At 69.7% G+C, this 12,892-nt stretch carries 13 protein-coding genes, 1 tRNA gene and 1 pseudogene; 7 read left to right on the top strand and 8 right to left on the bottom strand.

What is annotated here, in order from left to right; genetic code table 11:
• Positions 1-163: 163 nt before the first annotated feature.
• Together ACH4F2_RS18005 and ACH4F2_RS18000 are read left to right on the top strand one after the other, a co-directional pair.
• The gene (locus tag ACH4F2_RS18005; protein ID WP_398133667.1) at positions 164-1,384 is read left to right on the top strand and encodes an acetyl-CoA C-acetyltransferase; all 1,221 of its coding nucleotides are present in this window, start codon (positions 164-166) and stop codon (positions 1,382-1,384) included.
• 299 nt (positions 1,385-1,683) lie between these two features.
• Positions 1,684-2,484 (top strand): hypothetical protein, encoded by an 801-nt coding sequence (locus ACH4F2_RS18000; RefSeq protein ID WP_398133666.1) that lies wholly within the window; start codon positions 1,684-1,686, stop codon positions 2,482-2,484.
• A 79-nt stretch (positions 2,485-2,563) separates the two neighbouring features.
• Here ACH4F2_RS18000 and ACH4F2_RS17995 read toward each other — a convergent pair whose 3' ends face one another.
• A complete protein-coding gene (locus tag ACH4F2_RS17995; protein ID WP_398133665.1) occupies positions 2,564-2,875 on the bottom strand; it encodes a hypothetical protein in 312 nt (103 codons plus the stop codon).
• 103 nt (positions 2,876-2,978) lie between these two features.
• Here ACH4F2_RS17995 and ACH4F2_RS17990 point away from each other — a divergent pair, with 103 nt between their 5' ends.
• Complete coding sequence (locus tag ACH4F2_RS17990; RefSeq protein WP_398133664.1) at positions 2,979-3,209, top strand: DUF4287 domain-containing protein; 231 nt, start codon at positions 2,979-2,981, stop codon at positions 3,207-3,209.
• 74 nt (positions 3,210-3,283) lie between these two features.
• Here ACH4F2_RS17990 and ACH4F2_RS17985 read toward each other — a convergent pair whose 3' ends face one another.
• Together ACH4F2_RS17985 and ACH4F2_RS17980 are read right to left on the bottom strand one after the other, a co-directional pair.
• Complete coding sequence (locus ACH4F2_RS17985) at positions 3,284-4,180, bottom strand: Bax inhibitor-1/YccA family protein (RefSeq protein ID WP_398133663.1); 897 nt, start codon at positions 4,178-4,180, stop codon at positions 3,284-3,286.
• A gap of 167 nt (positions 4,181-4,347) precedes the next feature.
• Positions 4,348-5,523: a 4-hydroxybenzoate 3-monooxygenase gene (locus ACH4F2_RS17980; protein ID WP_398133662.1), complete on the bottom strand. Its 1,176-nt coding sequence runs from the start codon at positions 5,521-5,523 to the stop codon at positions 4,348-4,350.
• A gap of 440 nt (positions 5,524-5,963) precedes the next feature.
• Here ACH4F2_RS17980 and ACH4F2_RS17975 point away from each other — a divergent pair, with 440 nt between their 5' ends.
• Complete coding sequence (locus tag ACH4F2_RS17975) at positions 5,964-6,599, top strand: class I SAM-dependent methyltransferase (protein ID WP_398133661.1); 636 nt, start codon at positions 5,964-5,966, stop codon at positions 6,597-6,599.
• Between the two features lie 314 nt (positions 6,600-6,913).
• Here ACH4F2_RS17975 and ACH4F2_RS17970 read toward each other — a convergent pair whose 3' ends face one another.
• Together ACH4F2_RS17970 and ACH4F2_RS17965 are read right to left on the bottom strand one after the other, a co-directional pair.
• Positions 6,914-7,390, bottom strand: coding sequence for a hypothetical protein (locus ACH4F2_RS17970; protein WP_398133660.1), 477 nt, complete (start codon positions 7,388-7,390; stop codon positions 6,914-6,916).
• A gap of 322 nt (positions 7,391-7,712) precedes the next feature.
• Positions 7,713-7,898: a hypothetical protein gene (locus tag ACH4F2_RS17965; protein ID WP_398133659.1), complete on the bottom strand. Its 186-nt coding sequence runs from the start codon at positions 7,896-7,898 to the stop codon at positions 7,713-7,715.
• Between the two features lie 308 nt (positions 7,899-8,206).
• Here ACH4F2_RS17965 and ACH4F2_RS17960 point away from each other — a divergent pair, with 308 nt between their 5' ends.
• Entirely contained in the window at positions 8,207-8,605 is a 399-nt protein-coding gene (locus ACH4F2_RS17960; protein ID WP_398133731.1) for a hypothetical protein, read from the top strand.
• 165 nt (positions 8,606-8,770) lie between these two features.
• On the opposite strand, the pseudogene ACH4F2_RS17955 reads toward ACH4F2_RS17960, so the two are convergent.
• Positions 8,771-8,965: pseudogene (locus tag ACH4F2_RS17955) on the bottom strand (transposase); the annotation flags it as partial.
• 199 nt (positions 8,966-9,164) lie between these two features.
• On the opposite strand from ACH4F2_RS17955, the gene ACH4F2_RS17950 reads away from it, so the two are divergent.
• A complete protein-coding gene (locus tag ACH4F2_RS17950) occupies positions 9,165-9,995 on the top strand; it encodes a hypothetical protein (RefSeq protein ID WP_398133658.1) in 831 nt (276 codons plus the stop codon).
• Positions 9,996-10,010: 15 nt separating this feature from the next.
• Here the strand turns inward: ACH4F2_RS17950 and ACH4F2_RS17945 are convergent, their stop codons facing one another.
• Together ACH4F2_RS17945 and ACH4F2_RS17940 are read right to left on the bottom strand one after the other, a co-directional pair.
• Entirely contained in the window at positions 10,011-10,217 is a 207-nt protein-coding gene (locus ACH4F2_RS17945) for a hypothetical protein (RefSeq protein ID WP_398133657.1), read from the bottom strand.
• Between the two features lie 1,286 nt (positions 10,218-11,503).
• Positions 11,504-11,587 (bottom strand) — tRNA-Leu (locus tag ACH4F2_RS17940).
• Between the two features lie 414 nt (positions 11,588-12,001).
• Between ACH4F2_RS17940 and ACH4F2_RS17935 the strand changes: the two genes are divergently transcribed.
• Positions 12,002-12,799, top strand: coding sequence for an ABC transporter ATP-binding protein (locus tag ACH4F2_RS17935; RefSeq protein WP_398133656.1), 798 nt, complete (start codon positions 12,002-12,004; stop codon positions 12,797-12,799).
• The last annotated feature ends 93 nt before the right edge of the window (positions 12,800-12,892 follow it).

The following is a 12,892-nucleotide window of genomic DNA, read 5'->3' as shown; positions in this document are numbered from 1 at the left end:
AGCGTTCGCACGTAGCTCCCGCGCGTGGGCCGCCCGACCGCCGGAGACAAAAGCAAGCGCTTAGAAAGTTGCGGTCCATGTCACACGCCCGTACCCGTGACCCAGGCCATACGTCCGGGTAACTTCCCCAGCAGCCGCCCAACCTCTCGCCACTGGAGCCGTGATGCCCGAAGCCGTGATCGTCTCAGCCACCCGCTCCCCCATCGGCCGCGCCTTCAAGGGCTCCCTCAAGGACCTGCGCCCCGACGACCTGGCCGCCACGATCATCCAGGCCGCCCTCGCCAAGGTCCCCGAGCTGGACCCCAGGGACATCGACGACCTGATGCTCGGCTGCGGCCTGCCCGGCGGCGAGCAGGGCAACAACCTCGGCCGGATCGTCGCCGTCGAGATGGGCATGGACCACCTGCCCGGCTGCACCGTCACCCGGTACTGCTCCTCGTCCCTGCAGACCTCCCGCATGGCCCTGCACGCGATCAAGGCCGGCGAGGGCGACGTCTTCATCTCGGCCGGCGTCGAGATGGTCTCCCGGTTCGCCAAGGGCAACTCCGACAGCCTGCCGGACACCCGCAACCCGCTGTTCGCCGAGGCCGAGGCCCGCACCGCCGAGGTCGCCCAGCAGGAGGGCACCACCTGGCACGACCCGCGCGAGGACGGCCTCGTCCCCGACCCGTACATCGCGATGGGCCAGACCGCCGAGAACCTCGCCCGCGCCAAGGGCATCACCCGGCAGGACATGGACGAGTTCGGCGTCCGCTCGCAGAACCTCGCCGAGGAAGCCATCAAGAACGGCTTCTGGGACCGCGAGATCACCCCGGTCACGCTGCCCGACGGCACGGTCGTCGCCAAGGACGACGGCCCCCGCGCCGGCGTCACCCTGGAGGGCGTCCAGGGCCTCAAGCCCGTCTTCCGCCCCGACGGACTGGTCACCGCCGGCAACTGCTGCCCGCTCAACGACGGCGCCGCCGCCCTCGTGATCATGAGCGACACCAAGGCCCGCGAGCTGGGCCTGACCCCGCTCGCCCGCATCGTCTCCACCGGCGTCTCCGGTCTCTCCCCCGAGATCATGGGCCTGGGTCCGGTCGAGGCGAGCAAGCAGGCCCTGTCCCGCGCCGGGCTGACCATCGACGACATCGACCTGGTCGAGATCAACGAGGCGTTCGCCGCGCAGGTCATCCCCTCCTACCGCGACCTGGGCATCCCGCTGGAGAAGCTGAACGTCAACGGCGGCGCCATCGCCGTCGGCCACCCCTTCGGCATGACCGGCGCCCGCATCACCGGGACGCTGATCAACTCCCTCCAGTGGCACGACAAGCAGTTCGGCCTGGAGACCATGTGCGTCGGCGGCGGCCAGGGCATGGCCATGGTCATCGAGCGCCTGAGCTGACCGCCCCCGCCGGGCGACCGTCCGAGGGACTGTCGGTAGCGCTCGCAGGACCCACCGTGACAACACGGCCCGGAACCCGGTACGCCCCAGGGTTCTGGGCCGTTTTGTGACCCAATCTCCCCCAGGATGTGACCTACCTCTCCCGACCCCTTGATTTACGCAGGTCAGACCAGCCCCACCCCCACCGTCCGGGCCCAAAGCCCTGTCCGCTTCGTGACGTTACGCACTGACAGACGGTTAGTCCTCCCTTCAAGCTGATGTAGGAAGTCGGGGGTCGACTTTGAACCGGGAGTACGTCAGTGAGCGCCATGCCGATCGCCCTGCTGCTCACCACGGCCGCCACCGGCGCCGTGGGCGTCGCAGTCCTGCGCGCCGTGCTCGTGCTGCGCCGCCAGGTCGCGGCGTTGCGCACCGAGCTGACCGAGAGCCGCGCCGCCGCCGCGCGGGGCCGCGTGCCCGCCGCCCGTGCCGCCGCCGACGCCGATGAGATACGCGCCGCCGTCGCGGAGGCGCTCGCCGAGGAGCGCGAGCGGGAGCTCGCCGAGGCGCGGGCCTTCTGGGCCGCCCAGGACTCCCGGGACGCCTCCGACGCCCCTCTGCTGCTCGGGCTGTCCGACAGCGAGCTGTTCCTGCCCCGGCAGACCGACTTCGTGGGCCTGGAGTCCGTGGCCGAGCCGGGCGCGGACACCGATGAACCGACCCCGAAGGACGCCGGCTCCAGGGAGTCCGCCGAGCTGGCCGCCGCCCGCCGCCGGCACCCCTCGCACCCGGACTTCGTACCGAACCCGTCACCGGCCGTGGGCGACCACGAGCGCACCGTCGCCGCCCTCGAGGGGCTGGCCGAGTCGAGCGTCGCGCTGGCGGACGTCCGTCCGGGCCCGCTGGGCACGCTCGACGTGTACGTCTTCGCCGACGGCACCACGCTGTGCATGACCCCGGGGCACCGCGAGACCGCGGAACGCCTGGCCGCCGCGCTGGGCGCGGGCCGGACGCCGTACCTGCTCGGCGGCTCGGGGATCTCCGGCGCCTACACGCTGACCTTCGCCTGCGGCGAGGAGAACGTGTACATCCTGGCGGACCGCGTCATCGCGTCCCTGTAGTCCCCCGCGGCTTCCCGGCCTGCCCTCCGACACACGCGGAGGCTGCCGGTCGCCCGGCGCGCGCGGAGGCTGCCGGAGCTCAGACCCCGGCCCGCTTGCGGGCTTCCTCCACCAGTCCCACCGCCTCCTCCACCTGGCCCTCGTCCGTCAGTACGAGGGCCAGGTCGTGCGCGGCGACGGCGATCTGGTCGGCGGCGGCGAACATCCCCGCGTCCGGCATCTCGCGCGGCGCGGCCCCCGGTTCCTCCGCGAGCTGGGCGCGCCGGGCCAGCTCCCTGGCCAGCTCCAGCGCCTCGGCGGCGGCCCCGCGTTGCAGCCTGCTCTGCGGGGCGGCTCGCAACCGGTCGGCGAAGTCGTCCACGGCACGGGTCAAGGGCGTCGTATCAACCACGGCGTGAGCGTACGCGCCCCTCCGGGACTGTTGCCAACGGGCGAACGCTCAGGCACGGTGACCTGAAGGACCGGCTTACATCCCTTTTCGCCCGGAGGCGCCGATGTCCCAAGTCTTCTCCGAGGAGACCCATCGCAACATGCTCGCCCGCATCCCCCACTGCACCGGTCGTGAGATCTCCGACTGGCTGCGCACCGTCGAGGACGGCCCCTCCCTCTTCCGCTTCGAGGAGAAGGTCAGCTGGCTCCGTCACGAACACGACCTCGCGTACGGCCACGCGAAGGCGATCATCCACGAGTACGACCTGAGAAGGGCCGCGCGCAAGCTGCTCTAGGGGCGCGCCCCTCCGCGACGACGACGAAGGGCCCCGGGCGGGAAGCCCGGGGCCCTTCTCGTGACCGGTCGCGACTAGTCGTTGCTGTTCAGGATCGCGATCAGCCGCAGGAACTCCAGGTACAGCCACACCAGCGTCAGCGTGAGACCGAAGGCGGCGAGCCAGGCCTCCTCGCGCGGGGCGCCGTACGCGAGGCCGTCCTCGACCTGCTTGAAGTCCATGGCCAGGAAGCAGGCGCCGAGGATGATGCCGACGATGCCGAAGACGACACCGAGCGCGCCGCTGCGGAAGCCGAGGCCGTCACCGCCGCCGAAGACGGCGAACAGCAGGTTCACCATCATCAGGAAGACGAAGCCGAGCGCGGCCGCCATCACGAAGCCGTAGAAGCGGCGGTTGACGCGGATCCAGCCGGCCTTGTAGGCGATCAGCACACCGGCGAAGACCGCCATCGTGCCGATCACGGCCTGCATGGCCGCGCCGTCGGCGATGCGGTTGTCGACGACGCTGGAGACGACACCGAGGAAGACACCCTCGAACGCCGCGTAGAGAAGGATCAGCGCGGGCGAGGCCTTGCGCTTGAAGGACTGGACGAGCGCCAGGACCATGCCGATCAGCGCGGCACCGATACCGATGCCGTAGGACCGGCCGATGTTGGCGTCGTCCACGGGCAGCAGCGCCCACGCGAGCGCGGCCGTCACGATCAGCGTGCCGAGCGTGCTCGCCGTGCGGATGACGACGTCGTCCATCGTCATCCGGCCGGCGCCGGCCGGCGCCTGCGGCGGCGCGCCCTGCTGCAGGTCCTGCTGGGCGTACGGGTTCTGCGCGTACGGGTTGGCGCCCGTGGGCTGGGCGTACGGGTTGCCCTGGGTGGCGACAGCGGGACCCCCGGCCTGCGGCGCGGTGTTGAAGCCCGCGTAGCCGTTGTCGCGGCTGAACCCCCGTCGCGAGAAGACCGGGTTTCTGCTCCTCATTTCACTCCTCCATGGCCACACTGCGCAGCCTTGGCTCAAGAGTAATGGAACGGCAAAGGAATGACCCTACTGCCTGGGGAGGATCTTTCCCTGCCCCTGCGGGTCAACACGCTACGCGGATCAGTGATTCCCCTCACGGGTGGGGGCGGCACCCGGCCGTGCGCCGCTCACCCGATCGGGAACCCGGTGTAGGCCTCGGCGAGGTCGGTCTCGGCGGCGCGGGAGGAGGCGATCCGCTCCAGGCGGGCCAGCTGGAGCCGCTCCTCGAAGGGCGTGGCGTCGGGGGCACGGTGCAGGAGGGTCGTCATGTCGTACGAGAAGCGCTCGGCCTGCCAGACGCGGCGCAGGCAGGTCGCGGAGTAGGTGTCGAGGAGTTCGTCGGAGCCGGTCCGCGTGCGGTGGGCCAGCGCCCGGGCGAAGGTGACGACGTCCCCGACGGCGAGGTTGAGGCCCTTGGCGCCGGTGGGCGGCACGATGTGCGCGGCGTCGCCGGCCAGGAAGAGACGGCCGTGCCGCATGGGCTCGTGGACGTAGGAGCGCATGGGGGTGACCGACTTCTGGGTGATCGGCCCCCGGTTCAGGACCCAGTCGTCGTCGGTCTCGAAGCGGCGCTCCAGCTCGGTCCAGATCTCCTCGTCGCTCCAGCTCTCGGCGTCGGTGTCCGCGGGCACCTGGAGGTAGAGGCGGGAAACGGACGGGGAGCGCATGGAGAGCAGGGCGAAGCCGCGGTCGTGGCGGGCGTAGACCAGCTCGTCGTGCGAGGGGGCGACATCGGCGAGGATGCCGAGCCAGCCGAAGGGGTACGTCCGTTCGAAGGTGCGGCTCGGTTCCGCCGGGAAGGCCTGGCGGGCCACGCCCCAGAAGCCGTCGCAGCCGACGACGTAGTCGCACTCCAGGACGTCCTCGACACCCTCGTGCCGGAAGCGGACGCGCGGGTGGTCGGTCTCGGCGCCCTCCACGGCCAGCGCCTCGGCCTCGAACAGCAGCGGGCCGCCGTCCTTGGCCTGGAGGGCGATGAGGTCCTTGCAGACCTCGGTCTGGGCGTAGACCATGACGGACCTGCCGCCCGTGAGTGCGGGGAAGTCGACGCGGTGGCGCTGCTTGGCGAACCGCAGTTCGATCCCGTCGTGGCGCAGCCCCTCGCGGTCCATCCGCTCCCCGGCCCCGACCGCGCGCAGGACGTCCACGGTGCCCTGCTCCAGGATTCCGGCGCGCTGCCGCCGTTCGACGTAGGCACGGTCGCGGCACTCCAGGACGACCGAGTCGATCCCGGCGTTGTGGAGCAGCCGGGCGAGAAGGAGTCCGGCGGGGCCGGCCCCGATGATGCCGACGGTGGTGCGCATCGGTCGTTCCCTTCGTTTGGCGTCGTTGCCGTCACGGCGGGCGGTGGGCATCTCCTACCGTCGCACCGCTGTTCGCGTGGTGAAATTTCTTTCACTCTTGCTGCGCAGAGTTTCGGCCTCCCACGCGCCCCTGTCAACGGGTCGAGGGGCGCCCGCTTCCGTCGCCGGCGCTCCACCGACGACGGACCCCCGCACGGACGCCGGACGGCTCCATCACCCGGCGACCGCACCATTCGGGGCAGTCGGCCGGACACGGGCGCGATCTTCGGCTCGATCGCTGTACTGGTCCCGGCCCGTGCCATAACCTTGTGATCCTGATCACTTGGCGCGGCGGGGGGCGGCGCTGTGCTCGAAGCACCGGCATGCGCCGGATTCCACCGGCCCGTTCCCGCCGCTCCCGAGGTCCACTCACCCGCGAGGCGAGAGAACGGCGGTCATCGATGTCCGACATCCAGGGCAATGCGCACACGGCAGGCACGGAGTCCTCCGACTACACCCAGCGGCTCACGCGCCTGGAGAAGTCCGGCATCAAGCGGCTGCTGCCGACGCAGGCCCCCTACCGGTGGAACCTGCGCCGCCTCGGACTCGGCCGGGTCCTCGACGTGGGCTGCGGCATCGGCCGGAACCTGCTGAACTGCGAACCGGGCAGCGTGGGAGTCGACCACAACGCGCACTCGGTCGCCACCTGCCGTGAACGCGGGCTGACCGCGTACACCCCCGACGAGCTGGCCGAGGCCCCCGACTGCGGGACCGGCTCCTTCGACAGCCTGCTGTGCGCGCACGTCCTGGAGCACCTCGACGAGGAGCTCGGCATGACCATCCTGGACCAGTACCTGCCCCTGGTGAAGCCCGGCGGGTCGGTCGTGCTCATCACGCCGCAGGAGGCGGGCTACAAGACCGACGCCACGCACGTACGCTTCGTCGACTTCGACCAGCTGCGCCGCACCGCGGAGAAGGCGGGAGTGACGGTCGCCCGCACCTATTCCTTCCCCTTCCCCCGCTCCACCGGCAAGGTCTTCCCGTACAACGAGTTCGTCCTCGTCGGCAGGACCTCCGCCGAGCCGGCCACCCGCTGAGCCGGCCGCACTCCTGTCCAGACGCCGCACGGCGGTGGTGCCCGGAGCCGGACTTGGACCGCCCCCGTCCGCACGCCTGACCTGCGGCTTTCCCCTGACCAGCCGAAACAGTCACCGTCTCGGCCCCGTCTCGGCACGTCTCAGCACGCTTGGGCGCGCCCCGATGTTCCCACGGGAACACCCGCGTAGCTCCGCAGCGCGTAACCCACCCGCCGAAGCCCTCCGTTCGACGACGGAGGGCCGGGCCGCTTCGCCCGTCTGCGACGGCTACAACCTGCCGACGCAGTTCTGGGCAAGCCGAAAACATTCGTCGGTCAGCCCACTGTCCCGGGGATGGGGATCTCCAGGCCCCACTTGGTGCCGGAGAGCCCCTCATCGGTCACCAGTCGCACCTGGCCGGTCTCCGTGTTTCCGTCAAGGCGCCCGCCCACAAAGCTCCCCGCCTGGGAACCGTTGCAGGTGAGGACGAGAAGCCCGTCATGGCTGCGTGTGATCAGCCATCTGGTTCCGCTCGGCGCCTCGTTCGCCTTGACGAGGGAGACGGCTCCGGTAACCGTATTGCCGTCCAGCCAACCCAGCGAGAACCCGCCTTGCCCCGGGCCCACGCAACGGACGCGGAGGACACCTTCGCCACCACCTGGGTGCAGGTCCCACCGAGTTCCCAGGAAGCCGGTCTGATCGACCAGACTGATCCGACCGGTCCCGATGTGACCGTCCAGGAATCGCTTGTTGCCCTGGCCGCTGCCTCGACATCTGAAGTGCACCCAGGGGACGCTGTTTCCTGTAGCCATTATCGCTCTCCGTTCCCGCCTGTAGCGACGTCTAGGCCCCCCTCTGGTTCTGAGGCGTAGCTGCCGGGAGGCAGCACGATGCGCAAAAAACCGGGTCCCCCTATACAGGGCGAGTCAACCGGCGTCCCGTGTCATTCCGGTTTCTGCGGCGGTGCGACAGCCGCAGATGATCAATGGACGACGAGTCGCAGCGCACTGCTGTCGCCTGGGTCCTCACCGCCCCTGGCGACCGCCGACGCCTCCGGTATGTCCGGGCACAAGGGGCCCGGCATCTCCTGACGGGGCACTCTCCTCCTGGACCGGACCCTGCGTCATGCTCCGGTTACAGGCAGCCGATGGTCTTCGCGAGGAAGTCCGCGTTCGCGGTCACGTCGTGGACAAGGACCACGCAGTGGTGCGGGAGATCTGCCAGGCGCCGGGTGACCTCCCGCCGCGGTGCGGGCGCCCCGCCGCCGACCCGGTCCAGGACGAGGACGTCGGGGTGACGGTCCTCCGGCGCCCCGGACATGAAGTCTCCGTCCTCCAGCACCCGGCCGGTGGCGCTCCAATGTTCGAGGCGGTCGTGGTCCGCATCCGCGTGCCCCGGGCCGGCCCCCTCGAACTGTGTTTCAGCCGGGGTTCCGGATCCACCACGTGACCAGCGCAGTCAGTGCGGTACCGCAGCCGTAGGCTGCGCCGCGGACCAGTTCGAACAATGCGGCCCGGCCGAGGCGACGCGGAAGCCGACAATCGCGGATCGAGCTCCGGCGGGATGGGTGCGCGCTGGTCATGATGCCTCCGGTCGTCCTGCAGGGTGCCTTCCCGGGCACGGACGCCATGTACGCCTTCAAAATGGGCCTGTACGAGTTCCTCCACGGCGTACACCGCAAGCGGCTCGCAGGCCGAATGCACATGGACCCCAGCACCCTCTCCCGCACCGTCAACAAGAATCAGCGCATCACCGAAGCGGACCTCGACCGGCTGATCGCAGCAGTTCAAACCTCGGAGCGGACGCCAACGATGCACGAGGTCGCCTATCTACGCGACCTGGTCGGGCCTGCACCGAGACCGACCCGGGCCTGTGCGGGGAACACGGATACGTTCCGGCAGCAGTCGTGCGCAGACGCTGTCGTGGCGTTGGCCGGGCGTCACCAGGATCGCGAGTGGGCGGCCCTTGCCGTCGCAAATGAGGTGGATTTTGTGGTCAGCCCGCCTCCCGATCGGCCGAGGGCGTGATCGTCCGGTTCGTCCGGCCAGTGCAGCCCCCTTTCGGCCGGTGGCGGGCGGCGTGCTGGTGGGCGCGGACGATGGTGGAGTCGATCTGAACCAGCCAGTCGATGTCGCCGGCCGCGTCGGCGTGGGCTCGGATGCGCTGCAAGGCTTGCGTGAACACCCGCCGAGGGCGTAACGGCGAAAGCGCGTGTACACGGTCTTCCACGCCCCGTAGCGTTCCGGCAGGTCACGCCAAGAGATCCCGGTGCGGATCTTGTAGACCATCCCGTTGATAACCTGCCGGTCCTCCACGCGAGGCAGTCCCATCGCGGCCCGGGGGATCAGTGGAGCTGAGTAACTACCGCTCCTGGTCGGTGAGTTCATGACGACGTACCACGACACCATGACCTACCACCTGGATGATCTTTGAAGACGGACCGTAGTCCAGTCATGCTTCGGAAGCGGTTCCGGCTCCGGACACGGGCGTACTGATCCGCGGCAGCAGTCGCCGACCTCATCAAGATTTCCGACGAGCCCGGCCAAACCGCGCACCTGACGAACGCGGTTACGCGATGATCAGTTCATGGGATGGGTGGGATGGGAAGGAATCAGCGCGCTCGTCGCCGCCGCAGCCGTGCTCGTCGCACTGATCGTCGGCCAGTGGCAACGGAGCGGCGCACAACGTGCGGCTGAGGCGGCCAGCCGCGCCGGTATCTCCCAGGCGGAAGCCGCTTACCGCGCTGCGCTCGACGCCGTGAAAGCGACCAGCGCGGAATCACATTCGCAATGGCTGCGCGGCGTGCGGCGAGAGACCTACTCGGCGTTCCTGCTCTCGTGCAGCCGAGCGCTCAGACTGGCCGAGCAACTCTCCTATGACACGACCAACAACAAGATTCCTCCCGCCCAGCGAGACGCACGCGCCGCGGAACTTGAAGCCGCACTCGACGACCTCGCGCACAACGTAGTGATCACCCAACTGGAAGGGCCGGAACAGATCGGCCAGCGCGCCGAGGACCTCTCAACTGCCCTCCGGGAGGCGACAGTGGAGCACGCGCGAATCGCCGAGCTCTACGAAGCATGGGCCGACTTGAAGCGGCTCGTGGAAGAGAACCCGGATTCCAGCGTCACGGACTTCTATCACGCGTGTCTCGGGCTGATGGTCATTGCTCACTACGACGTCAGCGCTGTGCCGGCCGACGCACTCGACGTCCATATCAGGATGGCGCTGGAGCATGTGGAAGAAACACATGAGCGCCTGTCCTTCTTTCACAGCTTCGATTCCTACACCGCCAAGTGCCACGCGCTGGGCGAGCACTACACAGCGCGCGACAGGTGCCGGGACCACACGCGCCACCTGGACGTGATGCGGCGGGAGTTCCTTGAAGCTGTCCGTGATGTACTCGCCACGAGGTGACCGTCCGCCGCTTCTTCAGCGGACCCGCCTGAGCGCGCGGGCCAGGAAGGTGTTCGCCCGCGTACTCGGGTGATGGACGACCTGCGCGAAGACGGCCCGGCCCCGGTACGGGAAGCGGAGCGCCTTCGCGCGGCGAGGCCGGATCACGTGCGGCGGTGTGCCGTCGAGAACGAACCGGACCGCGGGACGGTCGCAAGCGATGACGCCCTGGAGGCCGCGCAAGCACGTACTTCAGCCCGCGCCGGCGCCCCCATGCCGGACAGGCAGCACAGCAACGCGTTCGTGATCGCCACCGCGTCGACGTGGATGATCCGTGCCGCCGCAGCAAGTTCTTCGCACGACGGGGGGCAGCCGTTCCTGGCGCCCTGCTCCGAGCCGGTGCGGCCGGACACGTCACGGCCGGCGATCAATGCCCCGACGCGCCCGCCCCCGTCCTCGACGGGGCAGCCGTGGCGACGCCAACCAGTCGGCAGACGTCCAGCACGGCCACGCCAGCACCGACGGTCACTACGTCCCCGTTCGCAGCCAACCGCCCACAGCATCGCCCAGCGGCTCACCAGCCGCCGACGAGCACTTATCGCGCCCCGCAGAGCCGAGCGGCTCCGATACGCCCTCGCAGGGCGGCCAGGGAACTCCGAAGCCGGACGTCGTCCCTGCCGCCACCCGGTCCGAGACTCCGGAGAACACGAACCGCCCCGACAAGGGCAACGAACAGGACCAGGACGACGACAGCCCGACCGACAAGCCGGGCAACGGACACGGCAGGCCCGAGCAGTGCCCAGGACCGACCGGCCGCTGCCCGACCGGCACGGCATAGGACGACGAAAGAAAAGGGGGCCCGGCGCGGGGCCCCCTTCGTCATACCCGGTCGCGCGAGACCACCTGCTCGGCGGTGAACCCCTGCTCCCGCTCCCCCACCCACCGCGCCGCGACGTCCTCCGGGCCAGAACCCGTGCTCATCAGCGACCCGTCGGGCATGTAGAGCGCCGACCCCGACCAGACCTGCGCCGCTGCGGCAGCCCGTCCCGTACGCCCTTCAAGCCGTTCGTGCGCTGACGCCTCCACCAGCCCGCCGACCACGTCTCGACACGGGCCCCCGCGCCCGGATGGTCCAGCGTTGCGGTAGTGCTTCTCGATGCCCGTCTTCAGCTCGATGTACGCCAGCGCGTACTCCCGGAAGCGGTAGCGGGAGTCATCGGGCTGTTCGACCTGCGGGTCGATGAACCCCTTGCCCTTGACCCAGCCCGCCGGCCATCGCTGCCCGGCCTCGTCGACGGCTTACGTGAAGAACTTCGCGGGTTCTTCCTCGTCGAAACGCTCGATCTGCCAGTCGGCCCCAATGCGCTACTTCACTTGGCAGCTGGTGACGTCCCCGTCCCTGTTTTTACGCGCAACTACGCTCGCCATGGCCGGATGCTACGCGGAATGTCCCCGCGATGTTCCCGCACCACCATGACGAGTGAACAGTGTTCCGTTGTTTCCGCTGGTCAGGGCCCTGTTAGGAGCAGTGCCCGGAGCCGGACTTGAACCGGCACGCCCGCGAAGGGGCAGCGAGGTTTAAGCTCGCCGTGTCTGCATTCCACCATCCGGGCAGGCCATGGGCTCCGCGACGATCGTCTTGAGCCTATCGGGACGCACCCCGCGGGCAGCGGGCGGGCGGACCGATGTTGTCTTATTTTATTGGCGCCTGAGGGGGCATCAGCTACGCGTTCAGGCCATCCCCACTCGCCAACAGCCTTGCGTGCGGCGGTCGGCCACGCATGCGGAATGACGGAATTTCACCGTCCCTACCAGGACGCCCGCCCCGTTCCCGCGCCCCCTGCCGCGGCGGGCTGGTCAGGCACCCGTCAGGGCCTCCCGTCATCCTCAGGTAGTACACCGGGCCGGAGCGTCCGACCGAAGTCCCCCCTCGGAACCGGAACAGCGGCTGACTACACGGCGCCTCGCGGCCGGAAGGATGGAGAACGTCCCCGAGTACACGTCGTACCGACAGGAGCGCCCTTCCCGTGACCACCGCATCCTCCCCCAGCCTCCGGCCGGGGGGACCCCCAGCCGACCGGTCCACCACCGTGGCCGCACGCGCCACGGAGCTTTCCAAGATCTACGGCCAGGGCGAGACCCAGGTGGTCGCCCTGGACCGGGTCTCCGTCGACTTCCGGCAGGCCGAGTTCACCGCGATCATGGGGCCCTCCGGCTCCGGCAAGTCCACGCTGATGCACTGCGTCGCCGGGCTGGACACCTTCTCCTCCGGCTCGGTGCGCATCGGCGACACCGAACTGGGCTCGCTGAAGGACAAGCAGCTGACCAAGCTGCGCCGGGACAAGATCGGGTTCATCTTCCAGGCGTTCAACCTGCTGCCGACGCTGACCGCGCTGGAGAACATCACCCTCCCGATGGACATCGCGGGCCGCAAGCCGGACAAGCAGTGGCTGGACTCCGTGATCGGGATGATCGGGCTGTCCGACCGGCTCGGCCACCGTCCCTCCCAGCTCTCCGGCGGCCAGCAGCAGCGCGTGGCCGTGGCCCGGGCACTGGCCTCCCGCCCGGAGATCATCTTCGGTGACGAGCCGACCGGAAACCTGGACTCCCGCTCGGGCGCCGAGGTGCTGGGCTTCCTGCGCAACTCGGTGCGGGAGCTGGGGCAGACCGTGGTGATGGTGACCCACGACCCGGTGGCCGCCGCCTACGCGGACCGGGTGGTCTTCCTCGCGGACGGACGCATCGTCGACGAGGTGTACGGGCCGACGGCCGACTCGGTGCTGGACCGCATGAAGCAGTTCGACGCCAAGGGCCGCACCAGCTGACGCGTCGTCCGCCGGCCCGGCCCCGCCCCTGACGCGTACGCCCTTTCGTACCTCCTCGCACCGCCTCGCACCGCCTCGCACCTCCTCGAACCT

It is taken from the genome of Streptomyces sp. NPDC017890, from assembly GCF_044328675.1.
Classification (GTDB): Bacteria; Actinomycetota; Actinomycetes; order Streptomycetales; family Streptomycetaceae; genus Streptomyces.
The sequence above is the reverse complement of the archived record's forward strand: the minus strand, read 5'-3'. Positions and strand labels throughout refer to the sequence as shown.

Coding starts and splice junctions, on each gene's coding strand:
- ACH4F2_RS17985 (WP_398133663.1), bottom strand. CDS start 4,180: ATGAGGAGCAGAAACCCGGTCTTCTCGCGACGGGGGTTCAGCCGCGAC.
- ACH4F2_RS17980 (WP_398133662.1), bottom strand. CDS start 5,523: ATGCGCACCACCGTCGGCATCATCGGGGCCGGCCCCGCCGGACTCCTT.
- ACH4F2_RS17960 (WP_398133731.1), top strand. CDS start 8,207: ATGTACGCCTTCAAAATGGGCCTGTACGAGTTCCTCCACGGCGTACAC.
- ACH4F2_RS17975 (WP_398133661.1), top strand. CDS start 5,964: ATGTCCGACATCCAGGGCAATGCGCACACGGCAGGCACGGAGTCCTCC.
- ACH4F2_RS17970 (WP_398133660.1), bottom strand. CDS start 7,390: ATGGCTACAGGAAACAGCGTCCCCTGGGTGCACTTCAGATGTCGAGGC.
- ACH4F2_RS17990 (WP_398133664.1), top strand. CDS start 2,979: ATGTCCCAAGTCTTCTCCGAGGAGACCCATCGCAACATGCTCGCCCGC.
- ACH4F2_RS18005 (WP_398133667.1), top strand. CDS start 164: ATGCCCGAAGCCGTGATCGTCTCAGCCACCCGCTCCCCCATCGGCCGC.
- ACH4F2_RS17950 (WP_398133658.1), top strand. CDS start 9,165: ATGGGATGGGTGGGATGGGAAGGAATCAGCGCGCTCGTCGCCGCCGCA.
- ACH4F2_RS17965 (WP_398133659.1), bottom strand. CDS start 7,898: ATGTCCGGGGCGCCGGAGGACCGTCACCCCGACGTCCTCGTCCTGGAC.